The following is a 24,339-nucleotide window of genomic DNA, read 5'->3' as shown; positions in this document are numbered from 1 at the left end:
TTGAACGCGATGAGCCAGGCGGCGCAGAATCTGAACTGGTTGATCACCAACTTCGTGGACAACACCCCCGGGGTGTCCCACACGGTGGTGGTCTCCGCCGACGGACTCCTGCTGGCCATGTCCGAAGGATTCCCCCGCGACCGCGCCGACCAGCTGGCGGCGGTCGCATCCGGACTGACCTCGCTGACCGCGGGCGCGTCCCGGATCTTCGAGGGCGGACCCGTCGCGCAGACCGTGGTGGAGATGGAGCGCGGCTTCCTCTTCCTGATGTCCGTCTCGGACGGCTCCTCGCTGGCCGTGCTCGCACACCCCGAGTGCGACATCGGCCTCGTGGGCTACGAGATGGCGCTGCTGGTCGACCGGGCCGGCAGCGTGCTCACCCCGGATCTCCGTGCGGAGCTCCAGGGCAGCCTGCTCCACTAGGTCGCGCACACCGGACACCCCCAAAGTCCGCATCGACCGACCGACAGGGCGGTACGCCCCTCCGTACCGCCCTGACACTGTTCATCGTCCGGCCGCCCCACCCGGCCCCCCACCGGCCCCATCAGACGGCAGAAGTCTTGCTGTCACGCCCGGAGGATTCATGACCCCGCCCCCCGCCTCTCACGATCCGTACGGCGCCTCAGTCGACGAGTACGGACACGAGGGCGACCAGCCGCTGGTGCGTCCGTACGCGATGACCGGCGGCCGGACCCGGCCGCGCTACCAGCTCGCCATCGAGGCGCTGGTCAGCACCACGGCCGACCCGGCACACCTCGCCACGCTCCTGCCGGAGCACCAGCGGATCTGCCACCTCTGCCGCGAGGTCAAGTCGGTGGCCGAGGTGTCGGCCCTCCTGTCGATGCCGCTCGGTGTCGCCCGGATCCTCGTGGCCGACCTGGCGGAGGCCGGCATGGTGGCGATCCACCAGCCGGGCAACGGAGAGACCGGCGGCACGCCGGACGTGACACTGCTCGAAAGGGTGCTCAGTGGACTTCGCAAGCTCTAACGGCGGCGCGGCCAGATCGACCACCAGCGCGAAGATCGTGGTGGCGGGCGGCTTCGGCGTGGGCAAGACCACGTTCGTCGGCGCGGTCTCGGAGATCAACCCGCTGCGTACCGAAGCCGTCATGACCTCCGCGTCCGCGGGCATCGACGACCTCACCCACACCGGCGACAAGACGACGACGACCGTCGCCATGGACTTCGGCCGCATCACCCTGGACCAGGACCTGATCCTGTACCTCTTCGGTACCCCCGGTCAGGACCGCTTCTGGTTCATGTGGGACGACCTGGTCCGCGGCGCCATCGGCGCCGTCGTCCTCGTCGACACCCGCCGCCTCGCCGACTGCTTCCCCGCCGTCGACTACTTCGAGAACTCGGGCCTCCCCTTCGTCATCGCCCTCAACGGCTTCGACGGAAACCAGCCCTACCAGCCCGAGGAAGTCCGCGAGGCCCTCCAGATCGGCCCCGACACCCCGATCATCACCACCGACGCCCGCCACCGCGCCGACGCCAAGAGCGCGCTCATCACGCTCGTCGAGCACGCCCTCATGGCACGGCTCAAGTAGCGGAACGGTTCAGGGCAGTTGTCATATGCCCCTGCCAGGGGCGGTCTGTGTCCTTCGACACGGCCGCCCGCGCGTTCATAACATTTCGACAGAGAATTGGGGCGCCCCGGACACCCGATGCATCCGACCGGTGTCACTGCGCTCACATGAGCCCCGCCATTTGGCGGGGCTCGCTCTTTATGCCCGTTTTAAGTGAGGCCTGGACCACTGAAAGGGGCCGCTTCCCACTGTTTGGAAGGGACCCCCTTCACGTGCTGCAATTCATGAACTCCCGAGTAGTACGGCCCTGAACGAAACACCGGCACAACGTAGGTGCCGACGCCGAGAGGTTGTTGGTCGAGTGAGGCGAAGCAAGGAAAGCTCCGCGGAGCAGGAGACGCGGGGCAACTTCACACCGCCGTCCCGTACAGCGGTGTCGCCCGCGGACGTTCCCGTGACGCCGCCCCCCACCGAGGCGCCCAAGGGAAGCTCCAGCAAGCTTTCGCCCCGCAACTGGCGGGTGCCCACCCGTCTGAACGCGATCCTCCTCATACCCGTGCTCGTCGGCCTCGTCATGGGCGGCTTCCAGGTCAAGGGAGCGATCGACACCTGGCAGGAGGCGCAGGACGCCGAGAAGACGGCGCTCATCGTGCGCGCCGCCTCGGAGTACGGCACCGCCCTGCTCAACGAGCGCGACCTCACCGCCGGCCCCCTGCTCGTCGCGAAGACCCCCGAGGACCGCAAGGTCGACGACGTCACGCGGGCGTACGCCGCGACCGACGCCGCCAAGGCGAAGTTCGACGAGGCCGTCAAGAACATGCCGTCGGGCCAGGGCCTGGAGCGCCGTCTGCGGCTGTTCCAGGACGAGGAGCCCAAGCTGGAGACGCTGCGCAAGGCGGCGTACACCCGGTCCCTGGACCCGGTGAACACCCAGCTCGGCTACACGAGCGTGCAGCACTACCTGATGGAGTTCTCCAACGAGCTCGGTCTGGGCACCGGCAACATCACCAGCTACGGCCGCACCGTCTACGCGATCCAGCTCTCGAAGGGCGCGGAGTCCCTCCAGCGCTCCATCGGCACCCAGCTCCTGGTCCGGCCCAGCCACGACGAGGCCGTCTTCGCCCAGCAGTCCGTGGCGTTCAACTCGTACAACTACCTGGAGCAGATCGCCCTCGGCGAGTACAACTCCGGCGGTCTGCCCGAGGACGTCGACCTCCTCAAGAAGGTCATGGCCGGCAAGGCCGCCGACGGCGAGAAGAAGATGGCCGCGGCCGGCATCGAGCTCCCCAAGGGCAAGGACGGCTCCGTCTACTCCGGCGTGGCCTCCCAGATCGGCACCGCGAAGGGCCCCGAGGGCATCAAGGAGCTGAAGGGCAAGGGCATCACGCCCGAGACCTGGATGGCCGTCGCCACCGCCAAGTTCGACGGCTACAGCGAGGTCGAGAAGACCCTCGTCGACAAGGCCGTGAACGAGGCCGCCGACATCTCCGACGAGGCCAAGACGGACGCCTGGGTCACCGGTGGCATCACCGTCGTCGCCCTGCTCGCCGCCTTCATCCTGGCCGGGATGATGGCCCGCCAGATGAGCCGCTCGATGCGCGAGCTGCGGTCCGCCGCCTTCGGCATCGCCGAGCAGCGCCTGCCGATGCTGGTCGACCAGCTCTCCCGTACGGAGCCGGGCCGGGTCGACACCCGCGTCCAGCCCATCCCGATCGACTCGCAGGACGAGATCGGCGAGGTCGCCCGCGCCTTCGACCAGGTCCACCGCGAGGCCGTCCGGCTCGCCGCCGAGCAGGCCATGCTCCGCGGCAACGTCAACGCGATCTTCACGAACCTCTCCCGCCGGAACCAGTCCCTGATCGAGGGCCAGCTGACCCTCATCACCGACCTGGAGAACAACGAGGCCGACCCGGACCAGCTGGAGAACCTCTTCAAGCTGGACCATCTGGCCACCCGCATGCGCCGCAACGGCGAGAACCTCCTCGTCCTCGCCGGCGAGGAGCCGGGCCGCCGCTGGGACCAGCCGGTCCCGCTGGTCGACGTCATGCGGGCCGCCTCCTCCGAGGTGGAGCAGTACGAGCGCATCGAGCTGGCCGGCGTGCCGGAGGCCGAGATCCACGGCCAGGCCGTGACCGACCTCGTGCACCTGCTCGCCGAGCTCCTGGAGAACGCCACCACGTTCTCCTCCCCGCAGACCAAGGTCCGCGTCACCGCGACCCGTCTCCCCGACGGCCGCGTGATGGTCGAGATCCACGACAAGGGCATCGGCCTCACCGCCGAGGACTTCGCGGACATCAACCACAAGCTGGCGAACCCGCCGACCGTGGACGCGGCCGTCTCGCAGCGCATGGGCCTCTTCGTGGTCGGCCGGCTCGCCGACCGGCACGGCATCCGGGTCCAGCTCCGCCCCTCGGGCGAGCAGGCCGGAACGACCTCGCTGGTCATGCTGCCGGACGCGATCACTCACGGCGGTGGCGGCGAGCAGCCGCTCCAGGACGACTTCACCGTCTCCCAGATCATTCCGCAGCAGCAGAACGCCTTCGAGGCCGCCCCGCCGCAGCAGATGCTCACCGCGGCCGACCTCGGCTTCGACGACTCGCGCTACGAGCAGCCGGCCGAGGAGGGGCGTCAGCTCGACCCGGTCAACCGCTCGCTGCAGCGCGAGGAGCGGCGTGCCGCCCTGGAGGCCCAGGCGCAGGGCGGCGACCGTCCGCTCTTCAGCGACGAGCCGGAGCCGGCGGAGCAGTACGACCAGGGCCAGGACTACGGGCAGGCCCAGGAGTACCCGGCGGAGCAGTACGCGCAGCCGCAGGAGTACGGCCAGGAGTACGGCCAGGAGTACGCGGCGGGCTACCCGCAGCAGGACGCCTACCCGCAGCAGCAGGACGGCTACGCGTACCCGGAGCAGGGCTACGAGGCGTACCCCCAGCAGGGCTATGCGGAAGCCTCGTACGAGACCCCGGAAACCGAACACCAGCAGTACGGCAATGCGTTCGATCCCCAGCCCCATCAGGCAGAGTGGCCAGATCAGAGCGCTTACCAGGGCGGCTACGGACAGGATTTCGGAGCGGAACCGGAATCTGCTCCGAGCGCTCCCGAACAGGCCCCCGACCGCGTAGGCTTCGACCGTCCGGGTCCGACCGCGAGTCCCGTCCCGGACGCCGGACACGCGCTGACCGACGCCGGTCTGCCGCGCCGCGGCAGCGTCGGCCAGCAGACGCAGCAGGCGCCGCAGCAGCCGAAGCCCGCGCAGCCGGTACAGCAGCAGAACGAAGCCGACGGCTCCGACGAATGGCGCTCGACGAACGACGAGCGCTGGCAGCGGGCCGGAAAGCTCAAGGACCCCAAGGCGGGCGGGGTCACCTCGTCCGGTCTCCCCCGGCGGGTCCCGAAGGCCAACCTGGTCGAGGGCACTGCTGAGCAGACCCCGCAGGGCGGCCCCCAGGTCTCCCGCGCTCCCGAGGACGTACGGGGCAGGTTGAGCAACCTGCGCCGGGGCGTCCAGCAGGGACGCAACAACGCGGGAACGGACACGAACGGATCGGGCCTCGGCCCGGGCAGTACCTACAACCAGGAGCGTTAGTGTGAGCATGAGCCAGGCGGCGCAGAATCTGAACTGGTTGATCACCAACTTCGTGGACAACACCCCCGGGGTGTCGCACACGGTGGTGGTCTCCGCCGACGGACTCCTGCTGGCGATGTCCGAGGGTTTCCCCCGTGACCGCGCCGACCAGCTGGCGGCCGTCGCATCCGGACTGACCTCGCTGACCGCGGGTGCGTCCCGGATCTTCGAGGGCGGTGCGGTCAACCAGACCGTGGTGGAGATGGAGCGCGGCTTCCTCTTCATCATGTCGATCTCGGACGGCTCCTCGCTGGCCGTCCTCGCCCACCCGGAGGCCGACATCGGCCTCGTGGGCTACGAGATGGCTCTGCTCGTGGACCGCGCGGGCACGGTTCTGACTCCCGACCTCCGGGCGGAACTTCAGGGAAGTCTTCTCAACTAACAGACAGACAGTGCGTTTCGTGCCACCGCACCGTAGGGTGCGGTGGCGCGGGTCCAAGGGACATGGGCCGCGAGGCAGTCGGAGGAGGAGACGTGGGTACACCCCCGGGCGGGAGCCCTTACAACGGTTATGACGCGCATCAGGCGCCCCTGGGCGACACCGCGCAGAACCGGTTCAACTTTCCCTCCGCACCGAGCAGACAGGGTGTGTCGCAGCCCTACGCACAGCCTCAGGTCCCGTCGACGGCCGCGGGTTCGCCGGCCGCCCCGCGCGGCGCGTCCGCCGCGGGCGGCTCCGGCGGTCACAACCCGCTGGTGCGTCCGTACGCGATGACCGGCGGCCGGACCCGGCCGCGCTACCAGCTCGCCATCGAGGCGCTGGTCAGTACGACGGCCGATCCCGCCCGGCTGCAGGGGCAGTTGCCCGAGCACCAGCGGATCTGCCGCCTCTGCTTCGAGATCAAGTCGGTCGCGGAGATCTCGGCACTTCTCTCCATTCCCCTCGGCGTCGCCCGAATCCTCGTCGCCGACCTGGCCGAGGCCGGACTCGTCGCCATCCACCAGCCCGGCGGCGACGAGGCCGCCGGCGGTCAGCCAGACGTGACACTGCTCGAAAGGGTGCTCAGTGGACTTCGCAAGCTCTAACGGCGGCGCGGCCCGTTCAACCACCAGCGCGAAGATCGTGGTGGCGGGCGGCTTCGGCGTGGGCAAGACCACGTTCGTCGGCGCGGTCTCGGAGATCAACCCGCTGCGTACCGAAGCCGTCATGACCTCCGCGTCCGCGGGCATCGACGACCTCACCCACACCGGCGACAAGACGACGACGACCGTCGCCATGGACTTCGGCCGCATCACCCTGGACCAGGACCTGATCCTGTACCTCTTCGGTACCCCCGGTCAGGACCGCTTCTGGTTCATGTGGGACGACCTGGTCCGCGGCGCCATCGGCGCCGTCGTCCTCGTCGACACCCGCCGCCTCGCCGACTGCTTCCCCGCCGTCGACTACTTCGAGAACTCGGGCCTCCCCTTCGTCATCGCCCTCAACGGCTTCGACGGAAACCAGCCCTACCAGCCCGAGGAAGTCCGCGAGGCCCTCCAGATCGGCCCCGACACCCCGATCATCACCACCGACGCCCGCCACCGCGCCGACGCCAAGAGCGCGCTCATCACGCTCGTCGAGCACGCCCTCATGGCCCGCCTGCGGTAGCTGTCCCCCGGCGTTTCACATGGAAGGCCGCGTTCCCCTCCCGGGAGCGCGGCCTTCCGCGTGAAACCGCCCCCGTGCCCCGCCGCGTCCACTACGTTGTCGAGGGGACCTCGGGGGAGGCGGGATGAGCACGTACGACCGTACGGACCGTACGGACCGGATCGGCAACTTCACGGTCGTCCGCACGCTCGGCAACGGCGGCATGGGCAAGGTCTACCTCTGCCGGACCCCCGGCGGGCAGCGCCTCGCGGTCAAGGTGATCCGCCGGGACCTGGCCGACCTCCACGAGATCAGACAGCGCTTCGCCCGCGAGGTGGACGCCCTCCTCGACGTCCACAGCCCCTACACCGTGCCCGTCTACGCCGCCGAGACCGTCCGGCCGCCCCTCTGGCTCGCCACCCGCTACGTGGCGGGGCCCACCCTGGAGGCCAGGGTCTCCGGCGAAGGGCCGCTGCCCGAGCCGCAGGTGGCGGCGCTCGGCTGCATGCTCGCGGAAGCGCTCTCCGAGGTGCACGCGCGCGGGGTGATCCACCGCGACGTCAAACCGAGCAACATCATCCTGGAGAACGGCGAACCCCGCCTCATCGACTTCGGGATCGCCCGCACGACGGCGGCGACGAAGAGACTGACCCTCCCCGGGGCGGTCCTCGGCACCCACGGCTACATGGCGCCCGAACAGCTCCTGGGACGCGAACCGACCCCGGCCGTCGACGTCTTCGCCCTCGGCGCCGTCCTCGCGTACGCGGCCACGGGCCGGCCGGCCTTCGGCACCGGACTGCCCGCGAGCATCCGGATCCTCGAGGGCAGGAGTCCCTTCCTGACCGGGGTGTCCACGCCGCTCGCCGGGCTGATCGCCGCCTGTCTGTCCACCGCCGCCGCCGACCGCCCGCTGCCCCACCTGCTCGTGACCGCGCTCTCCGGCCTCCTCGGGACCGAACCCGGCACCGAACCCGGCGGCGCCGGAGGCGGCCGGGAACGCACCGAGCCCGTGCCCGATCCCCCGCACCGCTGCCATCTGCCCGCGCGGAGCGGCGCCGGTGACCCGTGCGCGCTGCGCCCGATCGCCTCCCGGCTCCTCGCCTCGGGACTCTCCCGGTCCCTCGTCCAGAAGGCGGTTCTGCACCATGCCCGCTGAACACGCCGTCGAACTGCGCGACGGCTGGGAACCCTTGGTACGCGAATGGGCGCGCCGCATCGGCGAACCCGTGGCGAGCGAGGACGGCGCCCTCTACCTGGAGGCCCGGGCCGGCGGCCCGACCGGGCCCCGGCTCACCGTGGACGTCAGCCGCGCCGCCGGGTCCCTCGTGGTGGCCGTCACCGACGGGACGCTGATCTCCCCCGACCGGCTCGCGCCCACGGCGGCGGCGGCGATCGCGTGGAACTCCCGCGAGGTGACCCCGACCGCGATCCTCGGCGACGTCCGCAGCGAGGCGCCGCTGCTGTCCGCCGTCCTCGCCCTGCCGCTCGCCGCGCACCTGACCGCCACGGGGTTCGCGTCGACGCTCGACGCCCTGCTCGAAGCGGCGGTGCGGCTGCTGCGCGAGTGCCACGACCTCGGATTCGTCCTGCGGAGCACCGATGACCTCACGACCCGGGAGTGACCGGATGGAATGGGCCGTCGTCCTGCTGACGATCCTGGTGGTACCGCCCGCGGCGGCACTCGCCCTCATGTGGGCCAGCACGAGTTCATGGCGCACGGGACCGCGCCGGGGGTACGACCGGAGGCCGGAGGTTCCCCGCACGCCCGAGTCCGCCCGGCAGCCGGAGGACCCGCGGAACGCCGGGACTCCCCGGAAGCAGGAGTCCCCACGGAAGCCGGAGGGCACGGGGAGACCGGAGTCCGCACGGAAGCCGGAGGAGGACCGACGCCCGGAGGCCAGGGGGCCCGGGGGGCGGCCTGGCCTCGACGATCGGCCTGGCTCCGACGGTCGGCCTGGCTCTGACGGTCGGTCTGGATCCGACGGTCGACCTGGATCCGACGGCCGGCTTGGCTCCGACCGTCGGCCTGGCTCTGACGGTCGGCTTGGCTCCGACCGTCGGCTTGGCCCCGATGGCCGGCCTGGTCCCGACGGCCGGCCTGGTCCCGACGGCCGGCCGGTCCCCGACCGTCGGCCTGGCTCCGACGGTCGGTCTGGATCCGATGGTCGACCCGGATCCGACGGGACGCCCCTGCCCGGTGCGCGACGTGAGCCCGATCGGCGGCAGGAGGATCCGGGGCGGGCGGGCGAGGTGCCCGGGCGCCCGGCGGCGCCGTCCGCCCTCGGGTTCTGGGGCCATCTCAACCGGGTGATGGAGGCCGGGATCGCCCTCCTCGACACCGCCGGCTTCGTCCACGAGCGGGACCGCGCCGACGATCGCGTGCCCCCGGCCGCGACCGGCGAACCGCACGCGCAGCCCCCCGCCGCATCGCCACGGACCGCCCCGCCCGCCCACCCGCGGAGCACCCCACCGTCGGGGACCCCCGCGCCCGTTCACCCCCGGACCGCCCCGCCGCCGCAGACCACGCAGACCACCCCGACCGCCTCCCCCCAGGCCCAGGCGCCCGGCTCCCCGGCCCACGCGCCCGACCCCACCCCGGCCCACGCGCCCGACCCCACCCCGGCCCACGCGCCCGACTCTGCCACGGCCCTTCCGTCCGACTCCCAGGCCCCCACGCCCCGCTCCGCCCAGGCCCTTCCGACCGTCCGTCCCCAGACCGCTCCGCCCGCCTCCCCTCGTACCGAACCTCCCGCCGACCCCCACCCCGCCCCGCTCCCCGAAGCCCCCGCCGACGCGACGCACGCGCCCGACGCGCACCCGTCCGCCGACGGACCCCGGCCCGCGCTCCCGGACGGTGACGGCCGCAACCTCGACACGCTCGCGCTGCAGGGCGGCAGGCGGGACGTCGCGACCGTCGCGACCTGGCTGCGCCCGCACGGATACGTGGAGTGGGAGGGCGCCCTGTGCCGGGCCCACTGGCAGGGGTCCGCGTCGGCGTACCCGTACCCCGGTGAGCGGGTGCGGGTGACCCGCGTCCCGGACTCGGAACCGCCGGTGTTCCGGGCCGGTCCGCTCAGCTGAACCTCCGCACGTCCGACGAACCACCGTCCCACCCCGTACCCGCTCGTCCCTTCCTGACCACCCATCGCTCCACGGAGTAGCCGTGACCGCCACGCCCCAGCCCGACGAAGCCCCGCTCCCCGTGCCGTACATGGGCTTCGAGTTCGACAGCGCCCAGCGTCTGCCGCTGCTGCTCTGCCTGGACACCTCGACCTCCCTGACCCGGAGCGACGCCATCTCCTCGCTCAACACCGCCCTCGGTTCATGGGCGGAGAGCCTCGCCGAGGACATGGCGCTGAGCGCCGCCGTCGACGTCGCCGTGATCACCTTCGGCGGCAGCGACGGCATCACGGTCTGGCAGGGGTCCACCCCGCTCGGCGCCACCGCCCCGGTGTGGCCGCACAGCCCCTTCGTACCGGCCCACGAGTTCCGGCCGCCGGTGCTGCGCGCGCACGGCGTGACGCTCCTCGACCGGGCGCTGCGCCTGGCGATGGAGGTCGTCGCCGACTACAAGGCGGGGCTGCGGGCCGAGGGGCTGACGTACTACCGCCCGCAGATCTGCGTCGTCACGGACGGCTATCCGAGCGACGAGCAGGGCAGGTTCTCGCACGCGTACCGCGAACTCCTGCCCGATCTGCGCAAGGCGGAGGAGGAGCGCCGCTTCCGGCTGTTCGCGGTGGGGGTCGGCGAGCGCCACTCGGGCGCCGAGGAGGTGCTGCAGGAGCTCGCGCCGCACTACCACGCGTGGCTGGACGGCTTCCCGTTCGCGGAGCTGCTGACGGCGATGTCGCACAGCGCCAAGGCGACCCAGGGCGGTGCGGCGGAGGCCGAGTTCCAGGAGATCTTCGCCCGTCTGAAGCGGCGGCGCGGCGGCGGGCAGGTCCCGGCGTGAGGCCGGCGGACGGGCCGCCCCCGGACTGGCGGGTGCACGGCACCAGCGCCATCGGCTACCGGCACCTGCGGGAGCGGATGCCCTGTCAGGACGCGTGGCGGGCCCGCAGGACCCCGTCGGGGCTCGTCCTCGCGGTGGCGGACGGCGCGGGGAGCGCGCCGCGCTCCCAGGAGGGCGCCCAGCTGGCCGTACGGCTGGCGACCAGGACGTTCGAACCCCTGGTGACGCCCTGGGAGCAACTGCCGGACGCGCACGCGCGCAAGGAGGCGCTGACCGAGGCGTTCCGCGAGGTGCGGGCCGCGTTCCTGCAGTCGTGCGGCGACTCCCCCGGCCCGTACGCGACGACGCTGACGGTGGTGGTCCTCGCCCCGGGCTGGCTGGGGCAGCTGTCGGTCGGGGACGGTCTCGTGGTCGTCCGGTCGGACGTCTCGGACGCCGGCGATCCCGCGCACCCCGCGTACGACCTGCTGCCCCGCGCGCACACGGGCAGCGAGTACGCGAACGAGACCGTGTTCGTGGGCTCGCCCACCGCGCTCCGCCACCTCCGGGTGGACTGCGTCCGCGACGACGGCGTCGACGGGGTGCTGCTGTCCACGGACGGACTGACCCAGGCCCTGCTCCGGCGGGCGCCGGCCGGGCGGCCCCCGATGCCGCACGACGCCTTCCTCGGGCACCTCTTCGACCGGCTCGCCCGGCCCGACTACGACCACGACGAGGAGGAGCGGCAGCTCTCCGAGTTCCTCGGATCGGACCAGATCACCCGGGTGACCGGGGACGACAAGACTCTCCTGTGGGCGATACGGACATGACTACCGCTGACGAGAACCTCGGACACCCCGACGACCACGTCTCCCTCGACGGCGTCTCCCTGGCGCTCGGGGACGGCACCCGCGTCACCCGGGCGCCGAAGCCGCTGGGGACGGGCGGGCAGGGCAGCGTGTGGCGGCTGAACGAGCGCGCCGACCTCGCCGCCAAGATCTACAACCGCATCCCCGACGGCGCCCAGCTGCGCCGGCTCACCGCGATGCTGCGGGCCGATCCGCTCGCCGGGGAGCGGCTGGCGCCCGGTCAGCCGCCGATGCTGGTGTGGCCGGTGGACCTGATCGAGGCGGGCGGGAGTCCCATCGGCTACGGCATGCCGTACCTGGATCCGGCGGCGCACACCCAGCTGAGCGGGCTGCTGCAGAAGTCGGTGCGGCTGCGCCGGTTCGAGGGCCGGGCGCACTGGAAGTTCCTGCTGGCGGTGGCCTCGAACCTGGCGTACATGACGGCCGAGCTGCATCAGCAGGGCTTCGTCGTGGGCGATCTGTCGAGCGCCAACGCGGTCGTCGACCGGAACGGGTTCGTCACGTTCCTGGACTGCGACTCGTTCGCCTTCACCGACACGCTGACCGGTGAGTCCTTCGGCTGTGAGGTGTTCACGGACGACTACGCGAGCCCCGAGCGGCAGCGGGGGGAGCCTCCGACCCGGCAGGCGGACGACTTCGCCCTCGCCGTCCTCGTCTACCAGCTGCTCACCGGCGGGAACCACCCCTTCGACGGGGCTCCGCTGTACGGCGCCGAGGAGGCGACCCGCAAGGACAACATCGCGAGCGGTACCTCGTTCCTGGTCGAGCCGGGCCGGGTGAAGGTGCCGGCGCAGCTGCTCGCCCCCGAGGTGCTGCCGCCCCGGCTGGTGGAGCTGGCGCGGCGGACCTTCGGTCCGGGGATGCGCGATCCCCGGCGCCGCCCGTCGTCGGCGGTCTGGCTGGACGCGCTGGACGAGGCGCGGGAGGCGGTCGTGCAGTGCGCGGACGTGCCGGAGCACCACTACGGCGGTCATCTGACGGCGTGCCCGTGGTGCGGGCGCAGGTCGGCCGGGCAGCCGGACCCGTTCGTGGCGGGTCCGGGGCGGAACTCCGGTGCGGGAGGGGCGGCGGGGGCCTCGGCGGGTACGAAGGACTCGGCGTCCGTCCCGCTGGGCTCGGTGCCGCGACCGGGCCGGTCTCCCGGGTCGGGTACGGCTCCTGGGGCGGGTACGGCTCCCCGGTCGGGTACGGCTCCCGGGTCGGGTACGCCCGCCGGGAGCGGGGCGTCCGCCGGGAACGGGACGTCCGCCGGGAACGGGACGTCCGGTGGGACGGGGGCATCCGCCGGGAACGGGGCGTCCGGCGCGTCCCGCGCGTCCCGTGCCTCGGGAGCGGCGGCCGGCCCGTCCGCGGGGGCGTCCACCGCGGGTCCGGCCCCCTCCGGCGGTTCCGCCGGTTCCGCCGGGACTTCGGTTCCGCCTCCTCCGCCCGGGACTTCCCCGACCGCACCCCACCCGCCCGGCACCGCGTCCTCGGGCGACGAGCCCGCCGCCACCCCCGCGACGAAGCCGCTCACCAACGGGGAGGTCGCGATGGGCTGCGTGGCCCTGCTGATCCTGGTCGGCATCGTGGCCGCCGTGATCTGGGGCGTCGTCGCACTGGTCCAGGCGATCTGGCCGTAGCCGCCGTCCGGACGTGACGGAGGGCCGGAGCCCGGTGTCACCGGGTTCCGGCCCTCCGTCGTGCGAACGGCCGCGGGCTCAGCGCCAGCTGTGCGGCGCGCGGAAGCCGTGCTCGCGCTCCAGGCGGCGCCAGCCGGCCGTCGTGCGGCCGTGCGTGACGGTCTCGGTGGGCTGGGAGGCCGCGCGGGCGAGCAGCACCGCCGTGATGGCGGCGAGCTCCTCGGGGTCGGCGGTGCCCTTCTCGACGCGGAGAAGGTTGGCAGGGGTGCTCACGTGGGTGACTCCTCTTGACGAGTCTTACTGAGGCGGGTTGCCGTGCTTGCGGGACGGCAGGTCGGCGTGCTTGGTGCGGAGCATCGCGAGGGACCTGATGAGCACCTGGCGGGTGTCGGCGGGGTCGATGACGTCGTCGACCAGGCCGCGCTCCGCCGCGTAGTACGGGTGCATCAGCTCGGCCTTGTACTCCTTGACCATGCGGGCCCGCATGGCCTCGGGGTCCTCGGCCTCCGCGATCTGCTTGCGGAAGATGACGTTGGCGGCGCCTTCGGCGCCCATGACCGCGATTTCGTTGGTGGGCCAGGCGTACGTCAGGTCGGCGCCGATGGACTGGGAGTCCATCACGATGTAGGCGCCGCCGTAGGCCTTGCGCAGGATCAGGGAGATCCGGGGCACGGTCGCGTTGCAGTACGCGTACAGCAGCTTCGCGCCGTGCCTGATGATTCCACCGTGCTCCTGGTCGACGCCGGGCAGGAAGCCGGGTACGTCCAGAAGGGTGATGATCGGGATGTTGAAGGCGTCGCACATCTGGACGAAGCGCGCGGCCTTCTCGGAGGCCTCGATGTCGAGGACGCCGGCGAGCGACTGGGGCTGGTTGGCGACGATGCCGACGACCTGGCCGTCGAGCCGGGCCAGGGCGCAGATGATGTTGCGGGCCCAGCGCTCGTGGATCTCCAGGTAGTCGCCCTCGTCGACGAGCTCCTCGATGACCTTGTGCATGTCGTACGGGCGGTTGCCGTCGGCGGGCACGAGGTCGAGGAGGACGTCGGAGCGGCGGTCGGCCGGGTCCTCGGAGGCGACGGTCGGCGGGTTCTCGCGGTTGTTCTGCGGGAGCATCGACAGGAGGTAGCGGACCTCCGCGATGCAGGTCTCCTCGTCGTCGTACGCGAAGTGCGCGACGCCCGAGGTCTCGGCGTGGACGTCGGCGCCGCCGAGGCCGTTCTGGGTGATCTCCTCGCCGGTGACCGCCTTGACGACGTCCGGGCCGGTGATGAACATCTGCGAGGTCTCGCGGACCATGAACACGAAGTCCGTCAGCGCCGGGCTGTAGGCGGCGCCGCCGGCGCACGGGCCGAGCATCACCGAGATCTGCGGGATGACGCCGGAGGCCCTGGTGTTGCGCTGGAAGATGCCGCCGTAGCCGGCGAGGGCGGAGACGCCCTCCTGGATGCGGGCGCCGGCGCCGTCGTTCAGGGAGACCAGCGGGGCACCGGCCGCGATGGCCATGTCCATGATCTTGTGGATCTTGGTGGCGTGGGCCTCGCCGAGGGCGCCGCCGAAGATCCGGAAGTCGTGCGCGTAGACGAAGACCGTGCGGCCCTCGACCGTGCCCCAGCCGGTGACGACACCGTCGGTGTACGGCTTCTTGGCCTCCAGGCCGAAGCCCTGCGCGCGGTGTCGGCGCAGCTGCTCGACCTCGTTGAAGGAACCAGGGTCGAGCAGCAGCTCGATGCGCTCGCGCGCGGTCAGCTTGCCCTTCGCGTGCTGGGCCTCGGTGGCCCGCTCGCTGGGTCCGGCCATCGCCTGCTCGCGCAGGACGTGCAGCTCGGCCACTCGGCCACGGGCGTCAGCGGGCTCGCTCGGGATCTGGTCCACAACGGTCATGTACCGACCCTACGAAGTCACACAAGAAAACCCCGCCGTCGACTCCGTACAGTCTCGCGTGTCGAATCCTGGTGGGGCTGGACAGAACCCGAACCCGACCTACCCGAGTCAACAGCCAGACACCCCCCGTGTTTGTGGGGTTCCGACATAGACCTAGAGCAGTACCTCGCAACCATGGGTCGCGCCCCCGGTGCCGGGAGTGATCCGCAGCCGCAGCTCGGAGCCGGTGGCGAGGACCTCCACCGAGGGATCGTGGCGGACCACCCCGCGGACCGGACGGTTCCACACCAGCTCGAGCGGCTCCCCCGTGCGGAGCGGCTCGGAGACCCTCAGGTCGAGGACGGAGCGGCGGCGCCGGACGAGGACGCTCGCGGGCGCGGTGACCGTGAGGGGTCCCACCGTACCGGCCTGCCAGAGGTTCGCCGCGGTCAGTCCGAGGGACGGGACGGCGACCGCCTGCCGCTCGGCGGTGTTGTCGAGAACGTGCAGCCAGCCTGGGTCGGCGGCGCGGGCCGCGAGCGTGCGCGGGGAGGCGCCCGGCATCAGGAGGTAGGCGTACGAGGCGGCGACCGGGTCGGTGCCGTGGTCCAGCCAGAGGGTCTGGTAGCGGCGGGCCCTGCGCTCGGTGGAGCTGGTGGTGTTGATGTCGCTCCAGGCGCCGGTGCGGTCCTCGCGGAGGGTGCGGAGGTTCCCGGCGCCCTCCGGGAAGACCCAGCCGCCGTGCCCCTCCAGGTGCGCCCAGCCCTCGCCGGTGGTGAAGGCCTGGGTGCCTCCCTCCCCCAGGAGCCGGTTGTCGACGACCGTCTCGACCGGCACGCCGTCGGTCGCGGTGATCCCGGCGCCCAGGCAGATGACCGCGTCCGCCGCGCAGAACCAGGACTTGCGGGCCTCCAGGGTGGAGCCGAGGCCCTTGAGGTGCTGGCCGACGGCCGCGTACTCGCCGTCGGTGGCGCCGCCGACCCAGCGGACCGCCGGCCGGGACGCGCCCCACTCGCCGCCCGCCCGGTCGGCGAGGCGCTTGGTGGAGACGGTGGTGCCGGGCAGGCGGTACGGGTCGACGGTGGGCCAGAACCAGTCGGTGTACTGGTCGCCGAGGTCCGGGGTCCACCAGGAGAGCATCCCGGCTCCGGTGTGCCAGCCGCGCGGGTTCTCGCCGTTGCCGCACTCGTAGTACGCGATCCGGTCCGAGGCCATCGCGATGTTCGCGGCCCAGCCGGGGCGGCGGTGGACGGCCCGGTCCATGGCGGCGAAGAGCCGGTGGCCGGTGGGCTCGGGAGCGGCGGGGAGGGGCGACGCGGCCACGGCCTGCAGCCGGGCGAGGTCGGCGACGCCGAACTGGCGGGCGGCGAGGATCGGGGAGACGGTGTCGCGCTCGATCCAGCCCTTCACGCGCGCGTGCCACCGGTCCCGCTCGGCGGCGGACGCCCCGCCCGCGAGGAGGGCGATGGCCGCGATGACGCCCTGGCCGTGGAAGTGGTCGGAGCGCATGATCCGGCGGTCGTCGTTCTTGAGGTAGCCGCGGCTGATGGCGCGCCCGTTGACGCTGTCCATCATCAGTCCGTCGTAGATGAGGGGCGCGTACGCCTTCTCGACGCTGTCCAGGACGATCTGGCGGTTGGGGTCGGTGACGGCCCAGGTGGACCCGGCGAGGAGGGAGAACAGCTTGCCGAGGCCGTCGAGCATGACCTGCCCGTAGGTGCCGGAGTAGGCGATCCAGGTGTGCTGGACGAAGGAGCCGTCGGCGTAGAGGCCGTCGCCCTGGGTGACGTACGGGAAGACGGGCGAGAGGGCGTCGCGGGCGAGGGCGATCTTGGCGGGGTTCGCGCCGAGGACCCCGCGCAGCGCCACCGAGCGGCACAGGTCGACGCGGTTGGCGCCGGTGGAGGTGCCGGTGTACTTCGCGAGGGCCGAGTCGGGCACGAAGTGGTCGACGGCGGCGCAGGCGGCGGCGATGCGCTCGGCGCCGAGGCGGGGGTGGAGCGCGGCCACGATGTCCATGAGGAGGCGGGGCGAGCCGATCTGCCATTCCCACCAGTTGCCGTAGCGCGGGGCTCCCGCCCTGTAGACGGTGGCGGAGAGGTGGTCGAGGCCGCGCAGCACGTCGGCGAGCAGGCTCTCGTCGCCGGTGAGGCCGGTGCCGGGCTGTATGTACGCCTGGGTCATGGTCCACAGGCGGCTGTAGCTCTGGGTGACGCCGGCCGGCGGGTCGAAGGGGGCGTCGGGCCAGAGCGAGGTGGGGGTGGCGGCCATGCCCGCGCGGAAGCCACGCGCGAGCGTGCCCGTCTCGGCGAGCTTGCCGGCGTAGGGCTCGGCCCCGGCGTCGAAGCCGGAGCCGAGCTGGAGGTCGAGCCAGCGGAGCCGCAGCGCCTCGAACTCGTCGGCCGGGTCGGCCGGGTCGGCCGGGTCGGCCGCGTGGGCCTGCGGGGCGAGGGCGAGGGTGGCCGCGGCGGCGGCCGTCGTGCTCAGGAAGGTGCGTCGGGACCAGAGGGGCAGGGACACGGGAGCCTCCCGGGGGAAGTGGTGGAGACCGGTCGGCGCCCGGTGTAACACCCTGTTTCCGACGCAATCAATGAGCACGGCAAGCGCTTGCTGTCCGCCTCCGGGTGCGTCAGCTCCCGCAGTGGAAGCGGGCGCTCCCCCAGTCCGCGTGGTCGTTGCCGTTCCCGTCGCCGCCGTCGCCGACCACCAGGTCGACGTAGGAGGCGCCGGTGACGTCGGCGGTGAGCGACCAGGCCGGGTCCGGAGCCTTCAGGACCGGGGACTTCACCTTCTCCGTACCGTCCGCGAGGACGCTGAACTGGACGCTGCCCCGGGTGGTCTGGACGTCGTCCACCCCGACCTCGGCGGTGAACGAGGTGCACCGGCCGCCCAGGTAGTAGCGGACCTTGGCCGGGGCGTGGGTGCCCAGGCCCTTGGCGTAGGCCACTCCACCGATCCGCAGCGGGGAGCCGTCGCCGGTGCCGGTCTCGCCGTTGGAGAGGTCGCGCTCGACGGGTCCCCAGCCGTTGGTGACCGAGGTCCAGTCGAGGTCGCTGGCCCAGCTGTCGGCGGTGGGCGGCGGGGGCAGGGTGCGGACGGTCGTGGCGGCGGTGAGCTTCCGGTCCCCTCCCCCGATCCCGTACGCGACGGAGGCGCCCAGCGGGTACGGCTGGTAGGCCGCGTCCACGGGCGGTGTCACCTGCCAGGTGGCGGTGGCCTGCGCGCCCGGTGCGACCGTGCCGAGGGCGACGGGCGCGGCGGGTTCGGCGGTCCAGCCCTCGGGGAGGGTCAGGACGGCCTGGGCGCCGGTGACGTCGGCGGCCTCGTCGTTGGAGAAGGTAGCCGTGACCTGGTTCGGGCGGCCGGGCTCCAGGGTCTCGGGCGCGCTGACGGTGAGCGTGCCGCAGGCGGTGCGCTCGGCGGCCGGGCCGAGGTCGGTGACGGTGAAGCCGTCGAGGACGAAGTCGGCGCCCTCCGGGGCGTCCTCGCGCTTGCGCAGGCCGGTCCAGGTGTCGCCGCAGCCGACGGTGACGGTCTCGGCGAAGTGCCCGGTGGTCCGCTGCTGTCCGATCGGGGTGCGGCGGGTCTCGACGGCCGGTCCGTTGCCGTTCGTGCGGTCGTAGCCGGTGACCCACTCGTACGCGCCCGCGTGGCTGGACTGGTAGTCGTACTCGACGCGGTAGCTGTGGCCGTCCTTCATCGGGACGGTCCAGGGCGCGGTCCGGTAGACGAGGCCGCTGTTCTCGTCGTGGGACTTGAGGCTCTCGGCGCCGCCGATGACGTCGTCGATCGGCTTTCCGTTCCAGCCGGCCTGGGTGTACGGGGCGTGCAGCTGGGCGATGTGGGTGCGCGGGTCGGTCGTGCCGCCCGCGTCGCCCTTGAGGAAGGGGCCCCAGCCCTGGTCGACGGCCTCGAAGTCCTCGTACGCGGCCGTGCCCGCCTTCGTCGCCGGGTCGTTGGCGACGATCCGTACGTCGTCGATGCGGACGGTCGCCGGGCTGCCGCTCGCGGCCTGGATCCGCAGCGGGACGGAGCCGTCGGCGGGTGCGGTGAAGGTGACCTTGGCGCGCTGGAGGCGGGTGCCGTTCCAGTCGGAGGCGGCGACCTGGTTCTCCAGGGGGGAGCGCTCGACGGTGACCTCCTGGCCGCCGATGGACAGGGTGGTGGGGCGGGTCTTCCCGGGCTCGACCTCGACGAGGGCGGAGGCGGTGTACCGCTTGCCGGGGGTGAGGCCGGTGATCTGCTGGCGGACCGAGGCGGTGGCGGTGCCGGAGAGCTTCGCGCTGTTGCGGCCCTGGTCGTCGGTGTCGCGGGCGACGGTGCCGGCCTTGGTCCAGGCGCCGAGCTTGGCGTCGTTGAAGCCGGGGTCCTTCACCGGGGTGCCCTGGCCCCACCGCGGGGCGGTCTGCGCGGGGGCGCTGTCGGGATAGAGGACGTAGGGCTGCCCTGCGACGGCGTCGAGGGTGATCCGCCCGCCGGAGGGGCGCACGGTGGCGGTCTTCACGCGCCCGTTGTCGGTGAGCTTGTACACGGTGTACGTGCGCGTGCCGGCCGGGACGGCCCAACTGGTCGTGCCGCCGGACTTGTTGTAGTGGTAGAGCTTCTTGCCGCCGTCCCAGGGGAGCAGGTAGCCGTCGCCGTCGAGGACCTTGCGGCCGTTCTCGTAGAAGGTGCGGCGTCCGTTCTCGACGGTGCCGCGGACGCCGCCGGTGAAGGTGATGTCGTCGCCGTTCCAGCGGGTGATCTTCTGCTGCTGGAGGTACTTGGCGGGGAGGTTCCGCTGCCAGATGTTGGCGGAGAAGGCGTTCCAGTCGGTCTCGCCGGTCCAGCCCTCGAAGTCGACGAGGGCGGTCTGGCCGAGGACCGGGTGGTTGTTCCAGACGTCCTTCTCGCCGTTGCGGATGAAGCGGATGATCTTCGAGTTGAGGCCCTTGTTGGTGGCGCCGCCGTAGTCGAGGTCGTTGGCCCAGTGGGACCAGAGGGAGGCCCGCTCGAACTTGTCGGCCCACTCGGTGGCGACGTTCCAGCCCTGCGCCTGGACGGCCTGCATCGTCTTGTCGGCGATCCAGCCGTGCGTGTAGTAGACGTCGATGTAGAGCATCGACAGGTTGGGGTCGGTCTCGTCGCGGAGCTGCTGGAAGCGGCGGGCGAGGTCGCCGCTGTTCACGTCCCGGCGCTGGTCGATGTAGTAGCTCTGGTTGAGCCAGTTCCAGCCGGGCTTCGTCTTGTCGACGAGGGTCTCGCTGAAGTGGTGGGCCTCGGGGTACGACTCGGTGGCGTTCACGTGCACGCCGAAGCCGGCGCCCCACTTCCTGCCCTCGCGCAGGAGGGTGTTGAGGTCGGCGAGGCCGCCGGCGCGCTTGTTGTAGTTGCCGCCGTAGTCGGGGTGGGCGGAGTCGTGGCCCTCGGAGCCGTACCCCTTGAGCAGCGCGAACTGTCCGAGTCCGTCGGTGGAGAGCGAGATCCGCTTGACGTCGTCCAGGGTGCGCAGGAAGGGGTGGGTGGCCTGGGAGGCGAAGTTGAAGGGGATGTGGGCGACGACCCGGTTCGGGGTCTGGTCGCTGCCGGGGGCCTTGATCCCGATCGTGCGGAAGGCGACGGCGCCGTCCTGCCAGTCGACGGCCCCGTCGGCGTTGGCGTCGGGGGTGACGACGACCTTCGCCCAGGGCAGGTTGTCGCCGGTCTCGGGCTGCGGGGCGCCGGCGCCGCGGTAGGTCCACTGGCCTGACCAGACGCCGACGCGGGTCTCGGTGCCGTTCTTGCGGGCCTGGTGCCAGAAGCGGGCGCCGTCCCGGGCGCTCGGGCCGGACGGCTTGTCGTAGGAGGAGTTGGACTCGACGGCGGCGGCGAGCTGCCCGGTGTTGACGATCGCGTAGCTCGCGCCGACCGGGTTGGCGTCGGCGGCGGTGGCGTCGACGACCTTGGCGAAGACGTCGGCGGTACGGGTGGAGTCGGGGTCGAGCCGGGTGAAGGCGGTCGCGGCGCCGGTGTCCGCGGAGCCGACGGAGACCAGGTCGTGGCCGGGGACGTCGATGGTGCCGACGCGGAAGGCCTCGGTGTCGCGGACGGCGGTCACCTTGAAGGTGGTGGTCCGGCCGTCGACGCTCAGCCGGGCGTCGATCTCGACGCCGGGCAGGTCGGGGAAGGCGAGGGTGTACGCGGCGGAGTCGGCGGTCAGGACGGGGGCGCCCGTGGCCCGGACGGCGTGGGCGGTGCCGTTGAGCACGACCTGCGTGACCGGGGCCGTACTCCCGAGGAGACGGGCGCCGCTGGCGCGGTCGGTGTACGAGAGGACGCGGGGGAAGTCCTCGGCGACGGCGACGGAGAGCTGGTCGGAGCCGATGACGGCGGCGTTCTCGGCGACGCTTTCGGTGGCTGTGGCGGCGGCCGTGGCGGTGGCGCTTTCGGCGGGCGTGCTCGCGCCGGCCGGGCCGGCCAGCGCGAGCACGGCGGAGCCGGCGGCGGCCAGCGCACAGGCCGTGCGCAGCCGCCGCGCCGCGGAGGGGGCGGAGGGATGTGGGTGCGACATGCGCACTAGTTGGCCCGGGTGACGGATCACCGTCAACGAGATCGTCCGCGGACGGCCCCGCCAGTCCAACAACCCCCTCCGGTTAGTCCAAGTCGGTCAGCAGCCGCCGCAGTTGTAGAAGGTCACGTCCCAGTGGCTGCCCTCGTCGGCGTAGACGTTGCCCGCGCCGGACTTCCACTGCGGGGCGCCGTCGCCGCGCAGCCCGATGTAGGTGAACGTGTTCTTGATGTAGCTGCCGAGGCACGTGTACTTGCTGAAGTCGAGCTTGTAGCCGTTCCAGTGCGAGTAGGTGCCGCTCGCGTGGCCGGTCTCGGTGCCGCCGGTGATGTTGAGGGCGCAGCCGCTGGCGCTCTTGAGGGTCTGGGCGCCCTGGGCGGTGGCGAGGTTGAGCTGCTCGAAGGACGTACAGGTGGGGTTGTTGCGGTCCGAGCAGTTGCCGGAGGAGGACCAGGTGATCCCGGAGGAGCGGAACATCGAGGTCGCGGTGGCGTGGCTGATCTTGGTGACCGCGTGGGCGTCGGTGGCGGTGGAGAGGGCGCCGAATCCGGGGGCGAAGAGGGCGCCGAGGACGAGGCCGAGTGCGGTGAGGACGGAGCGGAGCTTCACGGGGTTGCCTCCTGCTGGTGACCGTGACGGGTGGGGACGGCTGTGCAGGTGGTGCCGGTGGCGCGGTGGTGCAGATGGCGCCGGTGGCGCGGGTGGAGCCGGTGACGCGGGTAGCGCGGATGGTGCCGGTGGAGCCGGTGGAGCCGGTGAATCCGGTCGCGCAGGGAGATCGTGCCGTAGTTCTACGCGCGTCCGCCAGAGGGCGTCGGCGTCGCCGTGGCGCCGTTCGGGTGAACAACTTCCCCAGATGTTGAATGTTGAACGGAATAGGGCTACAGTCGTTCTCGTTGAAGGTTCAACAAACACCGACAAGGAGCACGTCATGGGTCTCTTCGGCCGCAAGAACAACGAGTCCGCCATCGCCACCGCCACCCTCCCGGTGGACCCGGCCCTCGCCGCCCTCACCGGCGACTACACCATCGACCCGGCGCACAGCAGCATCGGCTTCACCGTCCGTCACGCGATGGTCACCAACGTCCGCGGCACCTTCGCCGAGCACGAGGGCTCGCTGAAGCTCGACGGCTCGAACCCGGGCGCCTCCACCGCCTCGATCGACGTCAAGATCGCCTCCATCGACACCGGCATCGGCGACCGCGACGGCCACCTGCGCAGCGGCGACTTCTTCGACGCCGAGCAGTTCCCGCTGATGAGCTTCCGCTCCACGGGCGCCGAGCAGCTGGGCGGCGACAAGTACCGGATCACCGGCGACCTGACCATCAAGGACGTCACCAAGCCGCTCGCCATCGACCTGGAGTTCAACGGCACCGCGACGGACGTCTACGGCAACGAGCGCGTCGGCTTCGAGGGCTCCGCCGAGATCCTGCGCTCCGAGTGGGGCCTGACCTGGAACGCGGCCCTGGAGACCGGTGGCGTCATGGTCAGCGACAAGGTCAAGCTGAACTTCGACATCTCCGCGATCAAGAACGCCGCCTGATCCTTCCCCCGTACGGGACACACGAGCGCGCCCGCCTTCCGCAGCATCAGCGGAGGCGGGCGCTCGGCGTTTCTGGACCTACAGGGCAGCGGCGGCCTCGACCACGGCCGGGATCAGCCGGCCGTTCTCGGGCGCGCCGGGACCGCTCATGAAGCCGAAGCGGCGGCGGGCGTAGCTGTAGGCGAGGCCGGTCGCCGGGTCGGCGAAGGCCTGGGACCCGGGGGCCCCGCTGTGGCCGACGGCGCCGGGGCCGAGCGAGGGGTGGCGGGTGGCCAGCGGGACGAAACCGAGGCCGAAGGCGTTCTCCCCGCCGGTCACCAGGTCGGTGCCCCGGGAGTGGATCCGGGCGAACTCGGCCAGGGTCCCGGGGGCGAGGAGCGGCGGCCGGCCGTCGAGCTCGCCCGCGATCGCCGCGTACATCCGGGAGAGGCCGCGCGCGGTGCCGACGCCGCCGCCGGAGAGCGGGGCCTTCGTCCGCACAGCAGGGGAGTTGCCGTAGGCCGGATTGTCGAACGGCGGGTCGGCGTGGAGGTTGAAGGCGATGGCCATGAGGCTGTCGGGGGCGATCGGGTTCGCCGCGAGGAACTCCTGCTGGGCGGGGGTGGGCAGCAGCGGCAGGGCCGTACGGAACCGGGGTTCGAGCTCCTCGGGGAGCCCGAGGTAGTAGTCGAGCCCGTACGGGACGCGGACCCGCTCCTCGTAGATCTCCTGGATCGTCCGGCCGGTGGCCCGCAGGACCACCTCTCCGACGAGGGCTCCGACGACCAGGGCGTGGTAGCCGTGGCCGGTGCCCGGCTCCCAGAAGGGGCGCTGCGCCGCGAGACGGGCGGCGATCCGGCGGTCGTCGGCGAGCTCCTCCATCGAGAAGCCGTCGTCCACGCCGATCACGCCCGAGCGGTGGGCGAGCAGCTGCCGGAGGGTGAGCCCGCCCTTGCCCTCGGCGGCGAACTCGGGCCACCAGGAGGCGACCGTGCGGTCCAGGTCCAGGACGCCGTCCTGGACGAGGAGCGCGGCGATCAGGGCCATGGCCCCCTTGGACGAGGAGTAGAGCGCGAGCAGGGAGTCCCCGTCGACGCCGTCACCGCCCCAGAGGTCGACGACCAGCCGGCCGTGGTGGTGGACGGCGAGCTGGGCGCCGCCGTCCCGGGCCTCGTTCGCGGCGATCTCCGCGAACACCTCGCGTACGGACTCGAATCCGGGCTCCACCGTGCCGTGGACGTCGGCCATGGCTCCACTCCCCCTGTGCGTGACTGTCACTGCCGGACGAAGG

General features: G+C 72.1%; 20 protein-coding genes. 14 read left to right on the top strand and 6 right to left on the bottom strand.

Going from position 1 to position 24,339, the window contains the following annotated elements; genetic code table 11:
* Positions 1-9 precede the first annotated feature (9 nt).
* From SVTN_RS26900 to SVTN_RS41130, 13 genes are all read left to right on the top strand, one after another.
* The gene (locus SVTN_RS26900; RefSeq protein WP_030496942.1) at positions 10-423 is read left to right on the top strand and encodes a roadblock/LC7 domain-containing protein; all 414 of its coding nucleotides are present in this window, start codon (positions 10-12) and stop codon (positions 421-423) included.
* Positions 424-583: 160 nt separating this feature from the next.
* On the top strand, positions 584-988 hold the full coding sequence (locus SVTN_RS26895) for a DUF742 domain-containing protein (protein WP_017235980.1): 405 nt from the start codon (positions 584-586) through the stop codon (positions 986-988).
* Positions 969-1,550, top strand: coding sequence for a GTP-binding protein (locus tag SVTN_RS26890; protein WP_052499320.1), 582 nt, complete (start codon positions 969-971; stop codon positions 1,548-1,550). The genes SVTN_RS26895 and SVTN_RS26890 overlap by 20 nt, the downstream gene beginning before the upstream one ends.
* A 340-nt stretch (positions 1,551-1,890) precedes the next feature.
* A complete protein-coding gene (locus SVTN_RS26885) occupies positions 1,891-5,112 on the top strand; it encodes a sensor histidine kinase (RefSeq protein WP_041131418.1) in 3,222 nt (1,073 codons plus the stop codon).
* A 7-nt stretch (positions 5,113-5,119) separates the two neighbouring features.
* A complete protein-coding gene (locus tag SVTN_RS26880) occupies positions 5,120-5,533 on the top strand; it encodes a roadblock/LC7 domain-containing protein (protein WP_026057603.1) in 414 nt (137 codons plus the stop codon).
* Positions 5,534-5,625: 92 nt separating this feature from the next.
* Positions 5,626-6,177 carry a DUF742 domain-containing protein gene (locus tag SVTN_RS26875; protein ID WP_041131417.1) on the top strand — a complete coding sequence of 184 codons (552 nt, stop codon included), beginning with the start codon at positions 5,626-5,628 and terminating at the stop codon, positions 6,175-6,177.
* Positions 6,158-6,739: a GTP-binding protein gene (locus tag SVTN_RS26870; protein ID WP_052499319.1), complete on the top strand. Its 582-nt coding sequence runs from the start codon at positions 6,158-6,160 to the stop codon at positions 6,737-6,739. The genes SVTN_RS26875 and SVTN_RS26870 overlap by 20 nt, the downstream gene beginning before the upstream one ends.
* Before the next feature lie 124 nt (positions 6,740-6,863).
* Entirely contained in the window at positions 6,864-7,874 is a 1,011-nt protein-coding gene (locus SVTN_RS26865) for a serine/threonine-protein kinase (RefSeq protein WP_041131415.1), read from the top strand.
* The gene (locus SVTN_RS26860; RefSeq protein WP_041131414.1) at positions 7,864-8,340 is read left to right on the top strand and encodes a hypothetical protein; all 477 of its coding nucleotides are present in this window, start codon (positions 7,864-7,866) and stop codon (positions 8,338-8,340) included. The genes SVTN_RS26865 and SVTN_RS26860 overlap by 11 nt, the downstream gene beginning before the upstream one ends.
* 628 nt (positions 8,341-8,968) lie before the next feature.
* Positions 8,969-9,799: a hypothetical protein gene (locus SVTN_RS26855; protein WP_041131413.1), complete on the top strand. Its 831-nt coding sequence runs from the start codon at positions 8,969-8,971 to the stop codon at positions 9,797-9,799.
* Positions 9,800-9,881: 82 nt separating this feature from the next.
* Positions 9,882-10,670 (top strand): vWA domain-containing protein, encoded by a 789-nt coding sequence (locus SVTN_RS26850; RefSeq protein ID WP_041131412.1) that lies wholly within the window; start codon positions 9,882-9,884, stop codon positions 10,668-10,670.
* Entirely contained in the window at positions 10,667-11,479 is an 813-nt protein-coding gene (locus tag SVTN_RS26845; protein WP_041131411.1) for a PP2C family serine/threonine-protein phosphatase, read from the top strand. Before SVTN_RS26850 ends, SVTN_RS26845 begins: the two co-directional genes overlap by 4 nt.
* Positions 11,476-13,140, top strand: a complete 1,665-nt coding sequence (locus SVTN_RS41130) for a hypothetical protein (protein ID WP_052499318.1) — start codon at positions 11,476-11,478, stop codon at positions 13,138-13,140. Before SVTN_RS26845 ends, SVTN_RS41130 begins: the two co-directional genes overlap by 4 nt.
* Positions 13,141-13,218: 78 nt before the next feature.
* On the opposite strand, the gene SVTN_RS26835 is transcribed toward SVTN_RS41130, so the two are convergent.
* The 5 genes from SVTN_RS26835 to SVTN_RS26815 form a co-directional block, all read right to left on the bottom strand.
* On the bottom strand, positions 13,219-13,413 hold the full coding sequence (locus SVTN_RS26835; protein WP_041131410.1) for an acyl-CoA carboxylase subunit epsilon: 195 nt from the start codon (positions 13,411-13,413) through the stop codon (positions 13,219-13,221).
* 24 nt (positions 13,414-13,437) lie between these two features.
* Entirely contained in the window at positions 13,438-15,021 is a 1,584-nt protein-coding gene (locus SVTN_RS26830) for an acyl-CoA carboxylase subunit beta (RefSeq protein WP_078908514.1), read from the bottom strand.
* 153 nt (positions 15,022-15,174) lie between these two features.
* On the bottom strand, positions 15,175-17,514 hold the full coding sequence (locus SVTN_RS26825) for a polysaccharide lyase 8 family protein (protein ID WP_063782346.1): 2,340 nt from the start codon (positions 17,512-17,514) through the stop codon (positions 15,175-15,177).
* A 115-nt stretch (positions 17,515-17,629) separates the two neighbouring features.
* On the bottom strand, positions 17,630-21,529 hold the full coding sequence (locus SVTN_RS26820; RefSeq protein WP_052499317.1) for an endo-alpha-N-acetylgalactosaminidase family protein: 3,900 nt from the start codon (positions 21,527-21,529) through the stop codon (positions 17,630-17,632).
* A gap of 96 nt (positions 21,530-21,625) precedes the next feature.
* Positions 21,626-22,135 carry a hypothetical protein gene (locus SVTN_RS26815; RefSeq protein WP_041131407.1) on the bottom strand — a complete coding sequence of 170 codons (510 nt, stop codon included), beginning with the start codon at positions 22,133-22,135 and terminating at the stop codon, positions 21,626-21,628.
* Positions 22,136-22,457: 322 nt separating this feature from the next.
* Here SVTN_RS26815 and SVTN_RS26810 point away from each other — a divergent pair, with 322 nt between their 5' ends.
* Positions 22,458-23,069, top strand: coding sequence for a YceI family protein (locus SVTN_RS26810; RefSeq protein ID WP_041131406.1), 612 nt, complete (start codon positions 22,458-22,460; stop codon positions 23,067-23,069).
* A gap of 78 nt (positions 23,070-23,147) precedes the next feature.
* On the opposite strand, the gene SVTN_RS26805 is transcribed toward SVTN_RS26810, so the two are convergent.
* Positions 23,148-24,296, bottom strand: coding sequence for an EstA family serine hydrolase (locus tag SVTN_RS26805; RefSeq protein WP_041131405.1), 1,149 nt, complete (start codon positions 24,294-24,296; stop codon positions 23,148-23,150).
* Between the last annotated feature and the right edge of the window lie 43 nt (positions 24,297-24,339).

It is taken from the genome of Streptomyces vietnamensis, from assembly GCF_000830005.1.
GTDB lineage: Bacteria > Actinomycetota > Actinomycetes > Streptomycetales > Streptomycetaceae > Streptomyces > Streptomyces vietnamensis.
Note: the sequence above shows the minus strand (reverse complement) of the source record. Positions and strands in the feature narration are given on the sequence as shown.